The sequence below is a fragment of the Paraburkholderia aromaticivorans genome (assembly GCF_012689525.1).
Taxonomy (GTDB): domain Bacteria; phylum Pseudomonadota; class Gammaproteobacteria; order Burkholderiales; family Burkholderiaceae; genus Paraburkholderia; species Paraburkholderia aromaticivorans_A.
The window spans coordinates 869,467-889,304 of sequence record NZ_CP051516.1; the positions used below are offsets into that span (position 1 = coordinate 869,467).

At 63.6% G+C, this 19,838-nt stretch carries 19 protein-coding genes; 5 read left to right on the forward strand and 14 right to left on the reverse strand.

Annotated features, from left to right (window positions below):
* Positions 1–20 precede the first annotated feature (20 nt).
* From ureA to urtA, 8 genes are all read right to left on the reverse strand, one after another.
* Positions 21–323: an urease subunit gamma gene (ureA, locus tag HF916_RS31860; protein WP_059945063.1), complete on the reverse strand. Its 303-nt coding sequence runs from the start codon at positions 321–323 to the stop codon at positions 21–23.
* Between the two features lie 175 nt (positions 324–498).
* The gene (locus tag HF916_RS31865) at positions 499–1,302 is read right to left on the reverse strand and encodes a transporter substrate-binding domain-containing protein (RefSeq protein WP_168792843.1); all 804 of its coding nucleotides are present in this window, start codon (positions 1,300–1,302) and stop codon (positions 499–501) included.
* A gap of 504 nt (positions 1,303–1,806) precedes the next feature.
* Positions 1,807–2,688: an urease accessory protein UreD gene (locus HF916_RS31870; protein ID WP_168792844.1), complete on the reverse strand. Its 882-nt coding sequence runs from the start codon at positions 2,686–2,688 to the stop codon at positions 1,807–1,809.
* A gap of 116 nt (positions 2,689–2,804) precedes the next feature.
* Positions 2,805–3,497: an urea ABC transporter ATP-binding subunit UrtE gene (urtE, locus tag HF916_RS31875; protein WP_168792845.1), complete on the reverse strand. Its 693-nt coding sequence runs from the start codon at positions 3,495–3,497 to the stop codon at positions 2,805–2,807.
* 45 nt (positions 3,498–3,542) lie between these two features.
* Positions 3,543–4,406 carry an urea ABC transporter ATP-binding protein UrtD gene (gene urtD, locus HF916_RS31880; RefSeq protein ID WP_168792846.1) on the reverse strand — a complete coding sequence of 288 codons (864 nt, stop codon included), beginning with the start codon at positions 4,404–4,406 and terminating at the stop codon, positions 3,543–3,545.
* Positions 4,403–5,587 (reverse strand): urea ABC transporter permease subunit UrtC, encoded by a 1,185-nt coding sequence (urtC, locus tag HF916_RS31885; RefSeq protein ID WP_168792847.1) that lies wholly within the window; start codon positions 5,585–5,587, stop codon positions 4,403–4,405. The genes urtD and urtC overlap by 4 nt, the downstream gene beginning before the upstream one ends.
* 1 nt (position 5,588) lies before the next feature.
* Positions 5,589–7,250 (reverse strand): urea ABC transporter permease subunit UrtB, encoded by a 1,662-nt coding sequence (gene urtB / locus HF916_RS31890; RefSeq protein WP_168795723.1) that lies wholly within the window; start codon positions 7,248–7,250, stop codon positions 5,589–5,591.
* Positions 7,251–7,452: 202 nt separating this feature from the next.
* The gene (gene urtA / locus HF916_RS31895) at positions 7,453–8,748 is read right to left on the reverse strand and encodes an urea ABC transporter substrate-binding protein (RefSeq protein WP_168792848.1); all 1,296 of its coding nucleotides are present in this window, start codon (positions 8,746–8,748) and stop codon (positions 7,453–7,455) included.
* Between the two features lie 349 nt (positions 8,749–9,097).
* On the opposite strand from urtA, the gene HF916_RS31900 reads away from it, so the two are divergent.
* Positions 9,098–10,429 (forward strand): aspartate aminotransferase family protein, encoded by a 1,332-nt coding sequence (locus tag HF916_RS31900; protein WP_168792849.1) that lies wholly within the window; start codon positions 9,098–9,100, stop codon positions 10,427–10,429.
* A gap of 106 nt (positions 10,430–10,535) precedes the next feature.
* On the opposite strand, the gene HF916_RS31905 is transcribed toward HF916_RS31900, so the two are convergent.
* Positions 10,536–11,588, reverse strand: coding sequence for a DUF3443 family protein (locus HF916_RS31905; protein WP_240975777.1), 1,053 nt, complete (start codon positions 11,586–11,588; stop codon positions 10,536–10,538).
* A gap of 59 nt (positions 11,589–11,647) precedes the next feature.
* Here HF916_RS31905 and HF916_RS51105 point away from each other — a divergent pair, with 59 nt between their 5' ends.
* Positions 11,648–12,031: a hypothetical protein gene (locus HF916_RS51105; protein ID WP_240975779.1), complete on the forward strand. Its 384-nt coding sequence runs from the start codon at positions 11,648–11,650 to the stop codon at positions 12,029–12,031.
* 105 nt (positions 12,032–12,136) lie between these two features.
* Here the strand turns inward: HF916_RS51105 and HF916_RS31910 are convergent, their stop codons facing one another.
* The 5 genes from HF916_RS31910 to HF916_RS31930 form a co-directional block, all read right to left on the reverse strand.
* On the reverse strand, positions 12,137–12,589 hold the full coding sequence (locus HF916_RS31910; protein WP_168792851.1) for a DUF2844 domain-containing protein: 453 nt from the start codon (positions 12,587–12,589) through the stop codon (positions 12,137–12,139).
* Positions 12,590–12,734: 145 nt separating this feature from the next.
* A complete protein-coding gene (locus tag HF916_RS31915) occupies positions 12,735–14,069 on the reverse strand; it encodes a DUF3443 domain-containing protein (RefSeq protein ID WP_168792852.1) in 1,335 nt (444 codons plus the stop codon).
* A gap of 15 nt (positions 14,070–14,084) precedes the next feature.
* On the reverse strand, positions 14,085–14,555 hold the full coding sequence (locus tag HF916_RS31920) for a DUF2844 domain-containing protein (RefSeq protein WP_168792853.1): 471 nt from the start codon (positions 14,553–14,555) through the stop codon (positions 14,085–14,087).
* 360 nt (positions 14,556–14,915) lie between these two features.
* Positions 14,916–15,239: a rhodanese-like domain-containing protein gene (locus tag HF916_RS31925; protein ID WP_064269005.1), complete on the reverse strand. Its 324-nt coding sequence runs from the start codon at positions 15,237–15,239 to the stop codon at positions 14,916–14,918.
* 57 nt (positions 15,240–15,296) lie between these two features.
* Positions 15,297–15,950 (reverse strand): protein-L-isoaspartate O-methyltransferase family protein, encoded by a 654-nt coding sequence (locus tag HF916_RS31930; RefSeq protein WP_168792854.1) that lies wholly within the window; start codon positions 15,948–15,950, stop codon positions 15,297–15,299.
* A gap of 291 nt (positions 15,951–16,241) precedes the next feature.
* Between HF916_RS31930 and HF916_RS31935 the strand changes: the two genes are divergently transcribed.
* The 3 genes from HF916_RS31935 to HF916_RS31945 are packed head-to-tail and all read left to right on the forward strand — an operon-like array spanning position 16,242 to position 19,806.
* Positions 16,242–17,321 carry a LacI family DNA-binding transcriptional regulator gene (locus tag HF916_RS31935; RefSeq protein ID WP_168792855.1) on the forward strand — a complete coding sequence of 360 codons (1,080 nt, stop codon included), beginning with the start codon at positions 16,242–16,244 and terminating at the stop codon, positions 17,319–17,321.
* Between the two features lie 3 nt (positions 17,322–17,324).
* Complete coding sequence (locus HF916_RS31940) at positions 17,325–18,812, forward strand: sugar ABC transporter ATP-binding protein (RefSeq protein WP_168792856.1); 1,488 nt, start codon at positions 17,325–17,327, stop codon at positions 18,810–18,812.
* On the forward strand, positions 18,793–19,806 hold the full coding sequence (locus HF916_RS31945; protein ID WP_168792857.1) for an ABC transporter permease: 1,014 nt from the start codon (positions 18,793–18,795) through the stop codon (positions 19,804–19,806). The genes HF916_RS31940 and HF916_RS31945 overlap by 20 nt, the downstream gene beginning before the upstream one ends.
* Positions 19,807–19,838: the final 32 nt, after the last annotated feature.

The following is a 19,838-nucleotide window of genomic DNA, read 5'->3' on the forward strand; positions in this document are numbered from 1 at the left end:
GCCTTATGTGATTGCAGTGATCAGGGAATCGGGTGGTGAACGGTGACGAGCTTGGTGCCGTCGGGGAACGTGGCTTCGACCTGGATGTCGGGGATCATTTCCGGCACGCCTTCCATCACGTCGTTGCGGGTGAGCAGCGTGGTGCCGTAGTGCATCACTTCGGCGACGGTCTTGCCGTCGCGGGCCGCTTCCATCAGCGCGGCGGTGATGAAGGCGACCGCTTCCGGGTAGTTCAGTTTGAGGCCGCGTGCGCGGCGCCGTTCGGCAAGCAGCGCGGCGGTGAAGATCAGCAGCTTGTCCTTCTCGCGAGGTGTCAGCTTCATCGAATGAGTGCGTAGGGTTGTGACGTCCGTTGCGACGATCCCAGGCGGGACCGGCCGCGACGATGATAGGCGCTGCGTGTCATGGCCGCGATCGCGTGCGCCGCACGGGATGCGTCCATGACGAGTGCAATGCCGGATAAGCCGGTCACGGTATCAAGTTCGGCTAACGGCGCGCTTACAGATCAGCCGGCAGCGGCGCGCTGAACCACTTCTTCGACATCGTGTTGAGCGTGCCGTCCTGCTTCGCTTGCACGATGGCGGCGTTCACTTTCTGCTGCAGGCGCGGCTCGTTCTTGTTCATGCCGACGAAGCACGGCGAATTCTTGATCACGAACTTCGGTTCCGGGCGGCGCGGCGGATTCTTCGCGAGGATCGCGGCCGCGACGATGTTGCCCGCCGCGATCAACTGCACCTGGCCGGACAGGAACGCGGCGATAGTCGCGTTGTTGTCCTCGAAGCGCTTGATGGTCGCGTTCGGCGCCATTTGCGTGAGGCCGATTTCCTCCAGCGCACCGCGGGTCGCGCCGACCGTCTTGCCGGTCAGATCGGCCGGGCCGCTGACCTTGATGTCGGCGGGACCGAATACGCCCTGGTAGTACGGCGCATAGGCGGTCGAAAAGTCGATCACCTTCTCGCGATCCGGCGTTTTGCCGAGCGACGAGATCACCAGATCCACCTTGCCCGTTTGCAGATACGGAATGCGGTTGGCGCTATTGACCGGCACGAGTTCGAGCTTTACGTTCATCGACTTCGCGAGCAGGGCGGCGGTGTCGATGTCGTAGCCCTGCGGCTTCATGTCCGCGCCGACCGAACCGAACGGCGGGTAGTCTTCCGGCACGGCGACTTTGAGCACACCGGCCTTGGCGATGTTATCGAGCGTATCCGCGTGAGCGGCGGGCGCATTGACGACGAGGACGGGCGAGAGCAGGAGTGCGGCGAGCCATGCGCGACGCGCGGGGCGAAGAGTCGATCGAGTCATGTTCTGTGAGCGGTGGTGGCGACGAGCCGGTCGGCTGCCGTCAGGGCGCGGCAGCATCGTGGGGAATGGCGATGCAAGGTATGTGCCATGGCGGTGCAGCATGGGCTAAGGAGGCGGAAGGACGACCGATGCACTCAGTTGAAGCGTCGAGATGCGCCGGATTGGTGCGTGTCTTGTCTTACGACGGTGAAAGCCGAAGTCAAACTCGCCGGACAGGAAGAGACGAAGAAGAGCGACCGCTACGGGGCGCGCAGCGCCGCCGGAAGAATGAGCGCTTTGTCACCGACATGGAATGTGCGAGAACACGGATTCCAGATGCACCACTACCGCGACTGCGCGGGGGCCCCACTTAAGAATTAGCGGTTTGAGCTGCTTTCTTTTGCCTACTTTGCTTTGCAGCCGGCAAAGAAAAGTAGGTGCCGCCCCGCACAGGGGCAACGCCAATAGACCACCATGACTTCAAGGAAAGGCCAACGCGCCGAGATAACTGCCGAAGAGCAAACTTCAAGTACTCCAAATTCGCAAAGGCATAGCCTCAACCCCATGCACAACTGGCCGCAACTGAATCCAGCACTTGATAAGCGCCCGCCGCAGCATCTCCATCGATCGAGAAACACCGCGCACGACCAACACCCGTGAAGTAACACAAGAAGCCGCAACCCGAACAGAATCATCAAACGGCAACTGAGCAGTCACAGCTTCAGCAAGCGCATCATCACAAGCATCCCCAACAGCCCAAAGCGTCCCATAAGCAGGAAACCCAGCTAACCCCTGAGCAGCATCACGCAGCGAATCAAGCGCCGAGAGACTGGCGCGCTCAAACCACAGCAACTCCCCATCAGCCCCAACGATCCGCGACACCGCCCCCAGGCTACCCTCGGACCACCGTTCCCCCGCCGCCTGCCGCCCAAGCTGAGTGGCATCCCACCCAATCGCAGTCGCGCCTTCCCCAAGCGTCAACGAAAAATCCAGCTTCGCATTCGCACGATCGAAAACGATATTATTCTGCGGCAGCCAATCGAGCTTAGCCCGCTCGCCGACGCGCACGGCAATCTGCTGCTGCGCTTCACGTCCGTTGGACTTGTACCACTTGGTCGCCCCCGGCGTGGTAATGACGGCATGCGCACCGTCTCCGACAGAAACATCAATAGCAAGCTGATCACCACCCGCGATCCCACCCGGCGGATGCACGATCACCGCATGACAGATGCCATGTCCTTCCGGATAAAGCGGCCTTTGAACCCGCAACGGCCCATCATGCAAGCGATGCGTGAGCGCAGTCCGCTCGCCATCTTTGACGAACCCAAGTTCAAGACGCGCGCGCCATTGCGAATGCGCACCGGCTTGCGCGGCAGCGAGCGTAACGTGATTTTCGTGAAGCGACATGCGATTGGAATGCGACCAGACGGAGAAAAGCAAATCGTGCCTGCGCACGTCAGGCAACGCTCAACCGCGTTGCCACAGGATGCGGCGAGAATAGCACGCCAGCTCGTGCGTGCCGCTCACACGGCGATCAACGTCCGCACACCATCCGTATCCATATTCGCGCCTTCACCGCCCGCGATGATCTCGCCGCGGCTCATCACCCAATACCGATCGGCGATGTCCTTGGCGAAGTCGTAATACTGTTCGACGAGCAGCACCGTCATGCCCATTTCCTCGACCAGTTGACGCAGCGTGCGGCCGATATCCTGAATGATCGACGGCTGAATGCCTTCCGTGGGTTCATCGAGAATCAGCAATTGCGGATCGCTCATCAACGCCCGGCCAATGGCAAGCTGCTGCTGTTGACCGCCGGACAGATCCCCGCCGCGGCGGCTGCGCATATCCTTCAGCACCGGGAACAGCTCATAGATACGATCCGGGATCTTCTTGGGCGCCTTCTTGCTGGCGGCACCCACCAGCAGATTTTCTTCGACGGTCAAGCGCGGAAAGATATCGCGCCCCTGTGGCACATAAGCGAGGCCTTTTTCCACACGCGAGTAAGTCGGCAGTTTGGTGATCGGCGCACCGCGCCAGGCGATCGATCCGCTCTTCGTTTGCACGACACCCATCAAACAGCGCAGCAGCGTAGTCTTGCCCACGCCGTTGCGGCCGAGCAGAACAGTGAGTTTGCCGTCGGGCACGGTGAGCTTCACATCGCGCAGAATGTGGCTGCCGCCGTAGTACTGGTTCAGGTTTTCTATTTCTAGCATGTCCGTTCGACCTTTTGTTACACCGACCCGTTTCATCAACCCGTTTCACCGGCCCAGATAAGACTCGATGACCGTTTCGTCGCGTTTCACTTCGTCGAGCGTGCCGTGAGCGAGCACGCGTCCTTCGGCCATCACCGTAACCTTGCCGGTTGCGCCTGAGAGCGCCGCCACGAACTCCATATCGTGCTCGACGACCATCATCGAACAGGTGCCGCGCAGATGATTGAGCAACTCGGCGAGCTGCATGGTTTCGTCGTCGGTCATGCCGGCGGCTGGTTCGTCGAGCAGCAGCAACGCCGGCTGCTGCATCAGCAACATGCCGATTTCGAGCCGTTGCTTCTGGCCGTGCGACAGTTCGCCGGCAAGGCGCCGCGCTTCGCTCTCCAGGCCGATCAACGCCAGCGTCTCTTCAATGCGCGCTTGCGCCTCGCGATCCAGACGCGCGCGCAATGAAGCCCACCAGCCCTTGTCGGCCTTCATCGCGAGTTCGAGGTTTTCCCACACGGGATGCTGCTCGAACACCGTCGGCTTCTGAAACTTGCGGCCGATGCCCGCACGCGCGATCGACGGCTCGTTCATGCGCGTCAGATCCATCGACTGGCCGAGATACGCCTTGCCGGAATCCGGCTCCGTCTTGCCGGTGATGACGTCCATCATCGTCGTCTTGCCGGCGCCGTTCGGACCGATGATGCAACGCAATTCGCCGGCGTCGATCGACAGCGTCAGCGCATTCAACGCGCGAAAGCCGTCGAAGCTCACCGTCACGTCTTCGAGGTACAGAATCGTGCCGTGCGACACGTCGATCTCGCCGGGCACGACCGCGTGCCCCATGCTCGCGACGCCGCTCAAAGAAGTTTCAGCGGGTTCTTCCGGTAAAGCCAGATCAGGAACCATCGGGTTTTCGTTCATGAGCGGTTCCTCTTGCGCGTCACGAGTTCGATCAGCCCCATGATGCCGTTCGGCAGAAGCAGTGGAACCAGCACGAAGATCAGACCGAGAAAGAACAGCCAGTACTCAGGGAAGTTCGCCGTGAAGAAGCTCTTAGCGCCGTTCACCGCGAAGGCGCCGATGATCGGGCCAATCAGCGTGCCCCGTCCGCCCACGGCGACCCAGATTGCCATTTCGATCGAGTTGCCCGGCGACATCTCGCCCGGATTGATGATGCCGACCTGCGGCACATACAGCGCGCCGGCGATGCCGCACAACACGGCGGAAACCGTCCACACGAACAGCTTGTACGCGAGCGGGCTGTAGCCGAGGAACATCAAACGCGTTTCGCCGTCGCGCACCGCGGTCACCACGCGGCCGAGCTTCGAGGTGACGATCGCCCGTGCGCCGATGAAGGCGAGAATCAGCACAGCAAACGTAATCAGCAGCAGGGCAGTGCGCGTGCCCGGATGCGTGATCGGAAAGCCACCGATGCGCTTGAAGTCGGTGAAGCCGTTATTGCCGCCGAAGCCCGTTTCGTTGCGATAGAACAGCAGCATCGCGGCGAAGGTCATGGCCTGCGTGATGATCGACAGATACACGCCCTTCACCCGCGAGCGGAACGTGAAGAAGCCGAACACCCACGCCACCACCGCCGGCACCAGCACCACCAGCAGCAGCGCGTAGCCGAGATGCTGCGTGCCTTGCCAGTACCACGGCAGTTGATGCCAGTCCAGAAACACCATGAAGTCGGGCAGGTCGCTGCCATATTTGCCTTCGTGGCCGATCGCGCGCATCAGGTACATGCCGATCGCGTAGCCGCCGAGCGCGAAGAACAGCGCGTGGCCGAGGCTCAGAATGCCGCAGTAGCCCCACACGAGATCGAGCGCGAGCGCCGCGATCGCGTAGCACATGAACTTGCCGGTGATCGTCATCGCGTAGGCGGACAGATGCAGCGCGCTGGTTTCTGGCACGACCAGCGTGGCGAACGGCACGCCCAGTCCGAAGACGATGATCAACGCGATCAGCGCGAGCCACGCGCGCCGCGACAATAGCGCGGGACGCGGCGGCAGACCGAGTGCGAAGCCGGATTGCGGCTCGCGTCCGGCGCTAGCGCCACCGCTCGTTGCGCCGACGTGAGCCGATGAAGTTGCCGATGTCATCTCATGCCTCCGCGCTACGGCCCTTGAGGGCGAACATGCCCTGCGGACGCTTCTGGATGAACAACACGATCAGCACCAGCACCGCGATCTTCGCGAGCACCGCGCCCCAGAACGGTTCGATCGCCTTGCTGATGAGCCCGAGGCCGAAGCCGCCGATCACCGTGCCGGCCAGTTGACCGACACCGCCGAGCACCACGGCCATGAACGAATCGATGATGTAGCTCTGGCCGAGGTCCGGTCCGACATTGCCGATCTGCGAGAGCGCACAGCCGCCCAGACCGGCGATGCCCGCGCCGAACGCGAACGCATACGAATCGACCCGCGCGGTCTTCACGCCGACGCAGGCCGCCATGCGCCGGTTCTGTGTGACGGCGCGCACGAAGAGACCGAGACGCGTCTTCGTGAGCACGGCCCACGCGATGCCGACCACGATTAGCGAGAACGCGAGAATCGCCAGCCGGTTGTACGGCAGGATCAGATTGGGCAAGACGGTCACGCCGCCGCTCATCCACGCCGGGTTGACCACCTGCACGTTCTGCGCGCCGAACAGCATGCGCGTCGCCTGAATCAGGATCAGGCTGACGCCGAAGGTGGTCAGCAGCGTTTCGAGCGGCCTGCCATACAAATGCTTCAGCACCAGCCGTTCGAGCACGATGCCCACCAGTCCCGCGGCGACGAACGAGGCCGGAATGGCGAGCAGCGGATACCAGTCGAATGCGCCGGGCGCGAAACGCTGAAACAGGTTCTGCACGACATAGGTCGCGTACGCGCCGATCATCAGGAATTCGCCATGTGCCATGTTGATGACGCCGATCAGCCCGTACGTGATGGCGAGACCCAGCGCGGCGAGCAGCAGCACGCTGCCGAGCGACAGGCCCGCGAACAGCGTGCCGGCGATCTGGCTGCGGCGCTGGATTGCATCGAGTTCGTCGATGCCGCTTTGCGCGGCGGCGCGCACGTGGTCGTCGGGTTCCACAAAGGTGCCGTCCGGTTTCTTCGCGACGAGCGGCCGCAGCAGTTCGTTCATGTCGAGGTCATGCCGCGCGGCGACCAGTTGCACGGCTTCGAGGCGCCTGGCTGGATCGGCGTCGTGCAGGGCCGTCATCGCCCACAGCGTGTCGAGGCGCTTCTTCAATGCGGGGTCGGTTTCCTTCGCGCGAGCCGCATCGACGAGCGGTTTGATCGACGGATCCGGATTCTGCAGCAACGAGGTGATCGCGGCGTCACGCGCCGCCTTGTCCGGTGAATCGAGTTGCAGGCCGGACAACGCGCCGGCGACTTTCGAGCGCAGCAGATTGTTCAGCGTGACCGGCTGCGCATCGCCGGCGGCGACGGCCTTGCCGGTGACCGCGTCTTTCGCGGTGTCGCCGTCTTGAAGTAGCACGGCGCCCGCGTCGGTGGCGAGCGCGCTGTCTTCGGAGAGCGCTTTGAGTACCGCCATCGATTCTTTGTCGTGATTGGCGATCAGTTTGTCGATGGCCGCGGATTTCGCGTCGAAGTCGTCGCCGGCGAGCGGCGCGACATCGGCTTGCGTCAGCGCGAAGGCGGCCAGCGGTGCGCCGGCGAGCAGCACGAGCGCCACGCTAGCGATGCCGCGCCGCGCGAGTCGTCGTGCATGAGTTCGTGCGCGTTGTCGTGCGGATGTCAGGAATGAAAACGCCATGGTGGCCTTTGAAGAAAATCCGGCGGGGCGGCGCGGCATGTGGGCAAGCGCCATTGCCGCGCCGTCGAGTTGCTGCGCGCGAAGGATGTGCCGCCGGGACGCCGGATCACGGCACGAACGCGGGCGCGGTGGGCACGCCCGCCGCGGGATGGCAATCGGTGTGTCACGGCGGCTAGCTTCGCGGTCGCGGCACGCCTTCCTGTCAGGCGACGCGCGAGCGCTTCAGGAACGCCGGGATCGAGCTGACCACGTCCGGCTTGCTCGAATTGCCGGCGATGAACGGGCTCCACGGCTGCGCGCGAACCGCGGTCTTGGTCCGCCACACCACGTTGAACTGACCGTCGGCACGCACTTCGCCGATCATCACCGGCTTGTGCAGGTGGTGATTGCCGTCCATTTCCAGCGTGAAGCCCGACGGCGCCGCGAAGGTCTGGCCGACCATCGCCACGCGCACCTTGTCCACTTCCGTGCTCTTGGCCTTCTCGACCGCCTGCTTCCACATATGGATGCCGACGAAGGTCGCTTCCATCGGGTCGTTGGTCACGCGTTTGGTGCCGCCCGGCAGGTTGTTCTGCGCGACCCATGCCGCCCATTGTTTCTTGAACTTCTCGTTCGTCGGGTTGCGCAGCGACATGAAGTAGTTCCATGCAGCCAGGTTGCCGACCAGCGGCTTTGTATCGATGCCGCGCAGTTCTTCCTCGCCGACCGAGAACGCAACCACCGGCACGTCCGAGGCCTTCAATCCCTGGTTGCCCAGTTCCTTGTAGAACGGCACATTCGAGTCGCCGTTCACCGTCGAGATCACCGCGGTCTTGCCGCCTTGCGAGAAGGTCTTGATGTTCGCGACGATGGTCTGATAGTCGCTGTGGCCGAACGGCGTGTAGACCTCCTGGATATCGGCTTCCTGCACGCCCTTCGACTTGAGGAACGCTCGCAGGATCTTGTTGGTCGTGCGGGGGTACACATAGTCGGTGCCCAACAGGAAGAAGCGCTTGGCGCCGCCGCCTTCCGCGCTCATCAGGTATTCGGTCGCCGGAATCGCCTGCTGATTCGGCGCTGCGCCCGTGTAGAACACGTTGCGCGACATTTCCTCGCCTTCGTATTGCACCGGGTAGAACAGCAGGCCGTTCAGTTCCTCGAACACCGGCAACACCGATTTGCGCGATACCGACGTCCAGCAGCCGAACACCACGGCGCACTTGTCCTGCGTGACCAGCTGACGCGCTTTTTCAGCGAAGAGCGGCCAGTTCGACGCCGGGTCGACCACCACCGGTTCCAGTTGACGGCCCATCACGCCGCCGTTCTTGTTGATGTCCGCAATGGTCATCAACGCGGTGTCCTTGAGCGATGTCTCCGAGATCGCCATCGTGCCCGACAGCGAATGCAGGATACCTACCTTGATCGGACCACTGGACTGCGCTTGCGCAAACGGAATCTGACCTGCCAGCGCCAGCGCGCCCGACATGGAGCCGAACTTCAACAGACTGCGACGTTTCATGTATTTCCCCTTGCCATTGATGGTGACTGTTTATGGGCGTCGATTTCAGCCAGCAGGGCTTATCCCGCATGGCTTGCCGCTTGTGTACTGCAAGGCACATGCCATGCAGTAAATTCGACTTGAACCACGCGCAGGCATGCTGCGGCGCGGCTGCGGGCCGGCCGGCTTATGCGTCATACGGCGCAGGAATGGTGCAGGTTCGAGCGACGCGCCTCGTTCGGGTGCGTGCCGCGCCGCAACGAGGCGCGTGTATCCGCCAGCGGGCGTTGACGGTGCATGGCCGCCGCCCCTTTGTGCATGGGCCGCGCCCTGCCTACACTGAAAGTCGACTCACGCGAGGAGACACGACATGAATGAGCGCGCCGGCGTCACGCCACCCGATATGTCCGCGTTCTGGATGCCTTTCACGGCGAACCGCCAGTTCAAGAGCGCGCCACGGTTGCTGGCAAGCGCGAAGGGGATGTACTACACGTCGCACGATGGGCGGCGCATCCTCGATGGCACGGCGGGGCTGTGGTGCGTCAACGCGGGCCATTGCCGCGACGAGATCGTGGCCGCCGTGCAGGCGCAGGCCGCTGAAATGGATTTCGCGCCGACTTTTCAGATGGGGCATCCCAAGGCCTTCGAGGCCGCCACAAAAATCGCGCGGCATACGCCGGGCGATCTGAAGCACATCTTCCTTGTGAACTCGGGCTCGGAAGCGGTCGATACCGCGCTGAAGATCGCGCTCGCCTATCACCGCTCGCGTGGCGAAGGGCAGCGCACGCGGTTCATCGGACGCGAGCGCGGTTATCACGGCGTGGGCTTCGGCGGCATTTCGGTGGGCGGCATCGCGCCGAACCGCAAGGCGTTTTCCGGCGGGCTGCTGCCATCGGTCGATCACCTGCCGCATACGCTGAACATCAAGGAAGCGGCGTTTTCGAAAGGACAGCCAAATTGGGGCGCACATCTCGCCGACGAACTCGAGCGGCTCGTCACGCTGCACGACGCGTCGACGATTGCCGCGGTGATCGTCGAGCCGGTGGCCGGTTCCACGGGCGTGTTGATTCCGCCGCAAGGCTATTTGCAGCGGCTGCGGGAGATTTGCGACAAGCACGGCATCCTGCTGATCTTTGACGAAGTGATCACCGGCTGGGGACGGTTGGGTGCGCCGTTCGCCGCGCAGTACTTCGGCGTCACGCCCGACATGCTGACCATGGCCAAGGGCACCAGCAATGCGGCTGCACCGATGGGCGCAGTGGCCGCGAGCGCGAAGATTCACGACTCGATCGTGAATGGGGCGCCCGGCGGCATCGAGCTGTTTCATGGCTATACGTACTCGGGGCACCCGATTGCCGCTGCTGCCGCGTGCGCGACGATCGATCTGTATGAGCGCGATCAATTGTTCGAGCGGGCCGCGCGGATGGCGCCGGTTTTCGAGAACGCGATTCACAAGCTGAACGGCGAGCGTCATGTGATCGACGTGCGCAATCTTGGTTTGGTGGGTGGGGTCGAATTGGCGTCGCGGTCGGGGGCGCCCGGGGCACGTGCCTATGACGTTTTCGTGCGGTGCTATGAGAAGGGCGTGTTGACGCGTTATACGGGGGATATTCTGGCGTTCTCGCCGCCGTTGATCGTCGAGGAGGCGCAGATCGAGGAGATCTTCGGGACGGTGGCGGAGGTGTTGAGGGAGGTGGAGTAGATTACCGGCGCTTTCGTTCGGAGCGCAAAACGGCCGGCGTCGTGTGGCGCCGGCCGTTTTCTATTTTTCGGTTTTCTGTTGCTGTACTCGCGCGGCAAGCCTTCGATCAGAAGGCGATGAACGGCCCCGGTTGCTTGCCGATCATCACGTTGTTGATCGCGGTGTACACGTTGCGGCCGAAGAAGAACGGCAGCCCCCAGATGAACATGCCGGCAGACGGCGAGCCGAGGCTGTCGTAGGCCGCGTACTGATTTGCCATCAGGTTCCAACCGTTGGCCAGCGAGAACGGCACGGTGATCGGCACGGCGGCCTTGTCGACGCCTGCGAGAATCGCGGACAGGCTGAGCGTGGTGGCCGGCGCGTACCAGTCACCGGAATAGGGCACGGTGTAGTCCGCGAAGATGTTCGCGTTGGAGCCGCTGTCAATCGCGCTGCTAAACGTGTTGCCTTTGTACGTGGTCGAAAAATAGCCGTACTGGTCGAGCGCGAGAATGTTCGGCTGGGAGGGCATGGCGTTGTTGTTCTGCGTGGCGATGCCGAACACCAGCTCACCCGTGACGCTCGCCTGGCCGCCCGCGGGCAGCGCGGGCAGACGGATGATCGTGCCGTTGTTGTCCGAGGTGAAATCGGCGACCGGATTCATGACCTGCGTGTCGAGCGGAACACGTGTATTCGTGCATGACGTCGCGGACGTGCAGTAATAGTAAGCCGATGGCAGCACGGTTTGTGCCGCCGCGGGGTAATCGCGCTGCGCCGGGCCGATGCCGATCACGCCATTGGCGCCGAGCGCCGCTGCCGAGCCGAGGTTATAGACGCCGCGCGACTGGCAGTCCGAGGGCGTCGCGTACTGGCTGCCGGCAATCACCTGCAGCGGCATGTTGCCCGCTGTCTTGCCGCCGATCGTGACGTCGGCGCGCTTGATGGATCCCCACGTGTAGCCCGAGCCGAACACGGCGCATTCGGCGATCGACGCGTTGCCGGTCGGATCGTCGGTGGCGCCGGATTGCGTCGGCAAGCGGGCGGCGAGCGCGGAACCCAACGCGCTGCCGAGCACGCGCACGCCGACCGAGCCGGTGTCGAGTTGCATGTGATCGACCGTCGCGCATTGATTGCTGCCCTGAATGCCAGGGACGCAGATCGTCGCGGTCACGTACGGCATGTTCGCGTAGTTGCCCGTCCATCGCTCGATGGTGATGGGGGCGGTGTTGGAGCTGGGGGTTGGTGTTGGGGTTGGAGTTGGGGTGGGGGTTGGTGTTGGGGTGGGGGTTGGAGTCGGCGTTGGGGTTGGAGTCGGCGTTGGCGTTGATGTTGGCGTTGGTGTCGGAGTCGGAGTCGGAGTCGGCGTCGGCGTTGGAGTCGGAGTCGGAGTCGGCGTCGGCGTCGGCGTTGGAGTCGGAGTCGGAGTCGGCGTTGGTGTCGGAGTCGGAGTCGGAGTTGGTGTTGGTGTTGGTGTTGGAGTCGGTGTTGGCTTCGGAGTCGGAGTTGGGCTCGGGGCAGGCGCACCACTCGCGCCCGGCGACGACCCTGGCATATCGCTATTCTTCGCCGCATTGGCGCTGCCATCATCGCCGCTACCGCCGCTACCGCCGCTACCGCCGCTAGCGCCGCCACAAGCGGACAGCGCCACGCTCGCACCCACCAGCGCACAGCAAAGCGCTCTATTCAGAGTTGTCATGTTCTGTGTGTTGGATGAATCCACGCGCCGCTTCATTGCAGTTGCTCCACGCGCACGCTGGCAGGAACGAGGCGCGGCAGATACGCCTTGCCGAAGAAGCGTCCAGCACGGCCGGCCGACTCGATATGAAAATCGCCGTTGTGTTCGATCATCGGTCCGGCGCCGCGCGCGCGTTCGGCGGCAGCATTCGTGAAATTGGGAAAATAGCTACCGAGCAGCGCGCTCATGTCCGGGCGCACCGGACCTTGCCAGGTGACAGCAAACACCACATTGCTGGGCAGGACGTATTCATGAATCGTGACGCCGTCAGCGCCATACGATCCGCGCATCGTGTACGGCGTGGCCGCCGCGGGCGTGTTAAGCGAAACCGCCGACCGAAGCATCGACTGCGATGCTTCGCCCGCACCCGGCGCACCACCCAATGCCGCATAGGACGCGAGCGGCAACACACCCGTGACAGCCAGCGCGATCTTCAAAAAATTCATCACATTGCTCCAGAAAACAAGTCGGAGCATGGTGCCAGCGGGCCGTTATTGGGATTGTCCGAAAAGTCTCAATCGAAAATCGGAAATGGCTTAAGGAGACGCTGCTGTGGCGCAGCGTCTCCTCAAGCAGCCGTGCGGCCAGTCGTCAGAACGCGACGAACGGACCGGTGCGTGTACCGACCTTGGCGTTGCCAATCACGGTGTAGACATCCCGCCCGTAGAAGAACGGCAGTCCCCACAGGAACATGTTGTTCTGGCTATTCGAGAAGGACTGACCGAGGTTGTTGAACGCGGTGTACCCGCTTGCCATCAGGTTGGTGCCGTTGCCGATCGAAAACGGCATCTGAAGCGGCGGGACGGTCCCGTTAGTCGACTCGATCGTCGCGGTCAGATTCAGCGTGCTCGTCGGCGTGTACAGGCCGACGCCGGATACGGGAATCGTCGTATCCGGGAACGCGTAGGCAGGTGTGCCGCTGTCGATCGCACTCCGGTTGAACACATGCCCCTGGTACTGCGTCGTGAACATACCGTGTTGGTCCATCGCAACGACGGTGGCCGTGGTCGGCAGCGCATTGTTCGACTGTGTGCCGACGCCGAACACTAGCTGGCCCGTCACGTTTGCCTGACCCGTGGCCGGCACGGCCGGCAGACGGATGATCGTGCCATTGTTGTCCGTGGCGAATGCGGCGACGGGATTCGCGACCTCTTTACTCGCCAGCATGCGCGTGCTGACGCAACTGTTTTGCGACGGGCAATAGTAGTACAGGCCAGGTACGGCGGTGGTCAAGGCATCCAGGGAATCGCCCGTGAAGTTGTCGATGCCGAGAATGCCGTTGGCTCCAAGCGTGTCGAAGCTCGTGCCCAAGTCGCCGCCGCCGTGCGTGATACAGTCGGCCGGCGTGGAGAACGCGCCATCGGAAATCACCTGGATCGGAAGATTGCTCGCCGTCTTGCTGCCGATAATGATGTCGGCGCGTTTGACGGAGCCCCATGTGTAACCCGAAGCAAACGGCGCGCATTCGGCAATCGGCGCCGAGCCGATCTTATCGTCCACCGCGCCGGCCTGCGTGAGCAGCAGAGGGGCGAGCGTGGGGATCGCGCGGGCTGCAATGCGCACACCCGTGGAGCCGGTGTCCACCAGCATGTTGTCGACGGTCACGCACTGAGTCGTGTCCGCCGTACCCGGCACGCAAACCATGATCGACACCAGCAGCCTGTTGAGTCCGTTGGGACTGCCAGTCGACGCATCGACGCGAACCGGTACCGTGTTGTCCCCGGTAGCCGGGGTTGTTGAATTTCCCGAACTACCCGAACCGCTCGGCGCCGGGGTCCAGGCAGGCGTGGCGTTCCAGCCGACGGAGTTGCTGCGCTGGTTGCCGTTCGAGCTTCCGCCGCCACCGCACGCGGAAAGGGCGATTCCCGCGATGGCCACGGCGACCCAGAGCGTCTTCTTCAACGTGTTCATGTTTTGTTTTTTCATAGCTCGACGCAAGTCTTATTGCAAATCACCCGGACGCACGCCAGCGGGCATCAAACGAGGCAACCAGGCCATGCCACTGAAGCGTCCCAGGCGACCAGCCGACTCGACGCGGAAGTCGTCGTTGCCGTCGATGAGCGGCCCCGTGCCTTGCGCGCGGTTCTGCCCGGCGTTGGCGAAGTTGGGGAAATAGCTGCCGAGCAGCGTCGTCATATCCGGACGGATCGGTCCGTCCCACGTGACGGCGAACACGACGTTGCCTGGCAGCACATATTCGCGAATAGTGACGCCGTTGGCGTCGAGCGCCTGGTGCATGGAGTAGGACGCCGCGTTCGCGGGCTGAGTCGCGGGCGTTGCGGGGGCGGACTGCGGCGTGGCGCGCACCATGGCGGGCGAGGCAGCGCCCGCGCTCGGCGCTCCGCCCAAGGTTGCATGCGACGCGAGCGGCAACAAGGTTGCGGCTAGCATCGCGATCTTCAAAAATCTCATCACACGGCTCCCCAAAAAGGTCGGAAGCATGGTGCCTGTGCGATGCTCAGGAAACCGTATGAAATTTCAGAAGGGAAGGCATGAAACGGCGGAATGAAAGCTTGACGTTAGCGCTATGCCGAGGGGGCGACTGACGGCTCGCGGTGAGCAACGCCGAGACCTAAGGCAGCAGTGTGGCGCGCGAGCGGCAGCTCTTCGCTGTTGGCGGCGAGCGAGGCGCGCGCGCTTTGCAGTTGCACGTCGTTGGAGAGCGCTTCGTCGTAGAACTGGGAGAAGCCGACGGCCCGTGCGGGGAGTACGTGAAGCGCCAGAGCGGCCGTGAGGACCGGCGCCCGCTGACGCGTCATTGCGGCCGGGGGATCAGTAAGTCGGAACGGACGGATCGACCTGACGCGACCACGCGTCGATCCCGCCTTGCAGGTTGAAGACGTTGGTATGGCCGCGCGACTCGAGGAACATCGCGACCTGGGCGCTGCGCGCACCGTGATGGCAGACGCAGACAATCTGCGCGTCGTCGTCGAGTTCTTCGCTGCGCGCGGGAATCTCACGCATCGGAATCAACACGGCGCCGGCGATCGACGCCGTCTGGATTTCCCACGGCTCGCGCACGTCGAGCAGCACGGGCGCGGGACGCGAAGTGTCGGCAAGCCATTCGGCGAGCGCCGGAGCGGTCAGATTTTGCATCAGCAGAACATCCAGTTCAGAGGACGGCGGCCCTGCCGGCCGTCCGGATCGTGTGAATCAGAACTTGAAACGCGACGGCTGCACGGCGTTGATGAGCGGCTCGACATACGTTTCGAACACGTCGGCAATGCGGTATTGCTTCTCGTCGATACGCGTGATGATCTGCGCCTTCATGACCGGCGCGGTGCCGACGAACGCCGCCAGTCGGCCGCCGATCTTCAGATGGTCGAGCATTTCCTGCGGCAGCACCGGCAGGCCGCCCGACACGCAGATCACGTCGTACGGCGCGGCGCCGGCCCAGCCGCGCGCGGCGTCGCCGGTGGTGACTTCGGCGTTCAGCACGCCGTTGGCGATCAGGTTGCTCTTCGCCAGTTCCGCCAGTTCCGGTTCGATGTCGACCGTCAGCACGTGCTGCGCGCGGTGCGCGAGCAACGCGGCCATGTAACCCGAGCCCGCGCCGATTTCCAGCACGCTTTCGTGTTTCTTCACCGCCAGTTCCTGCAGCACGCGCGCTTCGACACGCGGGGCCAGCATGTGCTGGCCGGCCGGCAACGGCACTTCGAAGTCGACGAAGGCCAACTCGCGATACACGGCGGGGACGAAGTTTTCACGCTTGACGATCGAGAGCAGATTCAGCACGTCCTGGTCGAGCACTTCCCAGGGGCGGATCTGCTGTTCGATCATGTTGAAACGCGCTTGCTCGATGTTCATGGTGGGTTCGGCTGTATGGTTGGCGAGTTTTGCGGGGTTTGCTATCAGCCACTGACCGCCGGCCTTGCCGGCACAACTCAGCACGCAAGGCCCGTCAGGGTAACTGCGGAATTGTACCAAATGACGGTGACGATCCGCGCCCTCGCGGGCAGGGCGCGGCGCCATCGCGAGACGAAAGGTGGCGATGCCCGGCCGCGCATGCCTCCGTGTTAATCCCTAGCGATCTTTCCTTGCGCTTCCCGCGTCCATCGCTCAAGAATGTAATCGATTACATTTTCGAGGCGAGTTCACTTGTCCAGATCGTCGTCTACCAAGGCTCCTGCGGCAGTGTCCGCGGCGCGTCCCCAGCCCGGCGTCCAGCCGTTGCGCGGCGCGGGCGATGGCATGTCGATTGCCGGCGTGGCCGAGCAGGCGGGCGTCTCGGTGGCCACGGTGTCGCGCGTGCTGAACGGCCACGAGAACGTGCGGCCCGCCACGCGAGACAAGGTGCTGGCCGCCATCGATGCAAGCGGCTACCGCGTCAACGAACTCGCGCGCAACCTGCGCACCGCCGAAAGCCGCCTGCTGCTGACCATGGTCCCGGACGTAGGCAACCCCTTTTACGCAGAGATCGTGCGCGGCATCGACAGCGTGGCGCGCCAGCACGGCTACTTCATGCTGCTGTGCGACACCGGCGCCGATCCGGGCCGCGAGCGCAGCTACTTCGATCTGCTGCGGCGGCGTCGCGCGGACGGCGCGATCTGTCTCGATCCGGCCACCATCCAGCAGGCGCTGGGCGAGGCCTCCAGCGCCTTGCCGTGGGTCGCGTGCTGCGAGTTCGACCCTTCGGTAGGCGTGCCGTACGTGGGCATCGACAACTACCGCGCCGCGGGCGACGCCGTCCGGCATCTGCTCGCGCGCGGCCACCGCCGCATCGGCTTCATCAATTCCGATGTCGACTACCTGTACGCACGTCAGCGTCAGCAAGGCTATCTGGACGCGTTGACCGCAGCGGGCATCACGCCGGACGAACGCTGGCGCATGAACCTGAACAGCCTCGACTATGAAGCGGGCGCGTCGGCCGCGGCCACGCTGATGAATCAGCCGCAGGCGCCGAGCGCGATCTTCGCGGTCTCCGACACGCTCGCGATCGGCGTGATCCACGGCTTGCGCAGCGTCGGCAAGCGCGTGCCGGACGACATCGCGGTGGTCGGCTTCGACGATATCTCGCTCGCCGCGCAGATCGATCCGCCGCTCACCACCATCGCGCAGCCCATGCGCGAGCTGGGCGAAACCGCCGCGCGTCTGTTGCTGCAGCGGCTCGCCAACCCGTTGGCGAACGTGCCGGGCGTGCTGTTGCCGCATCGGCTCGTGATTCGCGGGAGCGCCTGAATCATGAGTCTCGCGATCCGTTTCGACGACATCCGCAAAGACTTCGGGCCCGTGCGCGTGCTGCACGGCGTGAGCTTCGAGCTGGCGCCGGGGCGCATCTACGGTTTGCTCGGCGAGAACGGCGCGGGCAAATCCACGCTGATGAAAATCCTCGCCGGCTATGAAACGGCAACCTCGGGGACCTTGCTGGTCGATGGGCAAGCGCACCAGTTTATCGGTTCGCGCGACGCCGAAGCGCAAGGCATCGTGCTGATCCACCAGGAGTTCAATCTCGCCGAGCATCTGACGATCGCGCAGAACATGTATCTCGGCCATGAGAAAAAGCGCGGCTGGTTCGTGGACGATACCGCCATGCGCGCCGACGCCGCGCGCTATCTCGCGCAAGTCGGTCTGGAAAAAGCGCCGGACACGAAGGTGCGCGAATTGATCGTCGCGGAAAAGCAGATGGTGGAGATCGCGAAGGCGCTGTCGCGTCGCGCGCGCCTGCTCATCATGGACGAACCGACAGCGACGCTCACGCCGTCCGAGACCGAACGCCTATTCACGCTGATGGCGAAGCTCAAGTCCGACGGCGTGACCATCATCTACATCTCGCACAAGCTGGACGAAGTGGAGCGCATCACCGACGAAGTGATCGTGATGCGCGACGGCCGCTTCGTCGCGCGCGGCGAAACCGCGGGACTCGCGCGCCAGCAGATGGCGAACCTGATGGTCGGGCGCGAGCTTTCCGACATGTTTCCCGACAAGATCACCGTATCCGCCGACGCGCCGCTCGCGTTGAAGGTGCAAGGCCTCGCCGTGCCGGATTGGGTGGAAGACCTGAGCTTCGACGTGCGCGCGGGCGAAGTGCTCGGTTTCGCGGGACTGGTGGGCGCCGGCCGCACCGAAGCGTTCGAAGCGATCATCGGTCTGCGCAAACGCACGGCGGGCCGCATTGAAGTCGCCGGTCGCCCCGTCGATCTGAAAAGCCCGCGCGATGCGATGCGTCACGGCATCACGTATCTCAGCGAAGACCGCAAGGGCAAAGGCCTGCACGTGAACCTGAGCCTGCAGGACAACGTCACGCTGATGACGCTCGAACGTTACGCGCATCCGCTGCTCGACATGAAAGCGGGGCGCGCCGCGTTGACTAAAGCCGTGAGCGAATTCGGCATCCGCACGGGCGACCTGTCGAGCCGCGCGCGCATGCTGTCCGGCGGCAATCAGCAGAAGCTCGCGCTCGCCAAATTCCTGCAGCCCGACCCGAACGTGATCGTGCTCGACGAGCCGACGCGCGGCGTCGATGTCGGCGCGAAACGCGACATCTATTTTCTGATTCATCGTCTCGCCGCGCAGGGCCGCGCGGTGATCGTCATTTCATCTGAACTGATCGAACTGATCGGCCTGTGCCACCGCGTTGCCGTGATGCGCGCGGGACGCCTGCAAGCCACGCTCACGCTCGACCATCTGACCGAAGAGGAGTTGATCGCCCATGCGACCGGCACCCACTGAAGCCGTGCAAACCGGCCGCGCGTTGCGCTTCGCACATCGACTGTATGCGCTCGGGCCGCTCGTCGGACTGGTCGCGCTGTGCATTGTCGGCACGCTGCTCAATCGCGATTTCGCTACCGTCGACAACATGATGAACGTGCTCACGCGCACCTCGTTCATCGGCATCATCGCGGTCGGCATGACCTTCGTGATCATTTCGGGCGGCATCGATCTGTCGGTCGGCTCGATGGCGGCGCTGATCGCGGGCAGCATGATCTGGCTGATGAACGGTCTCGCGGCGGGCATCGGCGGCCATACGCTTGCGCCTTTGCTGATCGTCACGCTCGGCATCGTGATGGCTCTGGTGCTGGGCGGCCTGTTCGGCTGCGCGCACGGCTTGCTGATTACCAAAGGACGCATCGAGCCGTTCATCGTCACGCTCGGCACGTTGGGCATTTTTCGCGCCGTGCTGACGTGGCTCGCCGACGGTGGCGCGCTGACTTTGGATAACTCGTTGTCCGATCTGTACGGCCCGGTGTATTACGCGAGCCTGTTCGGCGTGCCGGTGCCGATCTGGGTCTTCCTGGTCGTCGCGGCGGGCGGCGCGTTGATTCTTAACCGCACGGCGTTCGGCCGTCACGTGCAGGCAATCGGCTCGAACGAACAGGTCGCGCGCTATGCGGCGATTCGCGTCGATACCGTGAAGATCGTCACGTACGTGCTACTCGGTATTTGCGTGGGCGTCGCCACCGTGCTGTACGTGCCGCGTCTCGGCTCGGCCACGCCGACGACCGGTTTGCTATGGGAGCTCGAAGCGATCGCCTCCGTGGTGGTCGGCGGCACCGCGCTCAAGGGCGGCGAAGGGCGTGTGATCGGCACGGTGATCGGCGCGATTCTGCTCTCGGTGATCGCGAACATTCTGAATTTGACCAGCATCATCAGCGTGTATCTGAACGCGGCGGTGCAGGGCGTAGTGATTATCTTCGTCGCGTTCGTACAACGTGGACGGCGGTAGCGGTGGCGCTTCACATTGCGCTTTGAATTTGC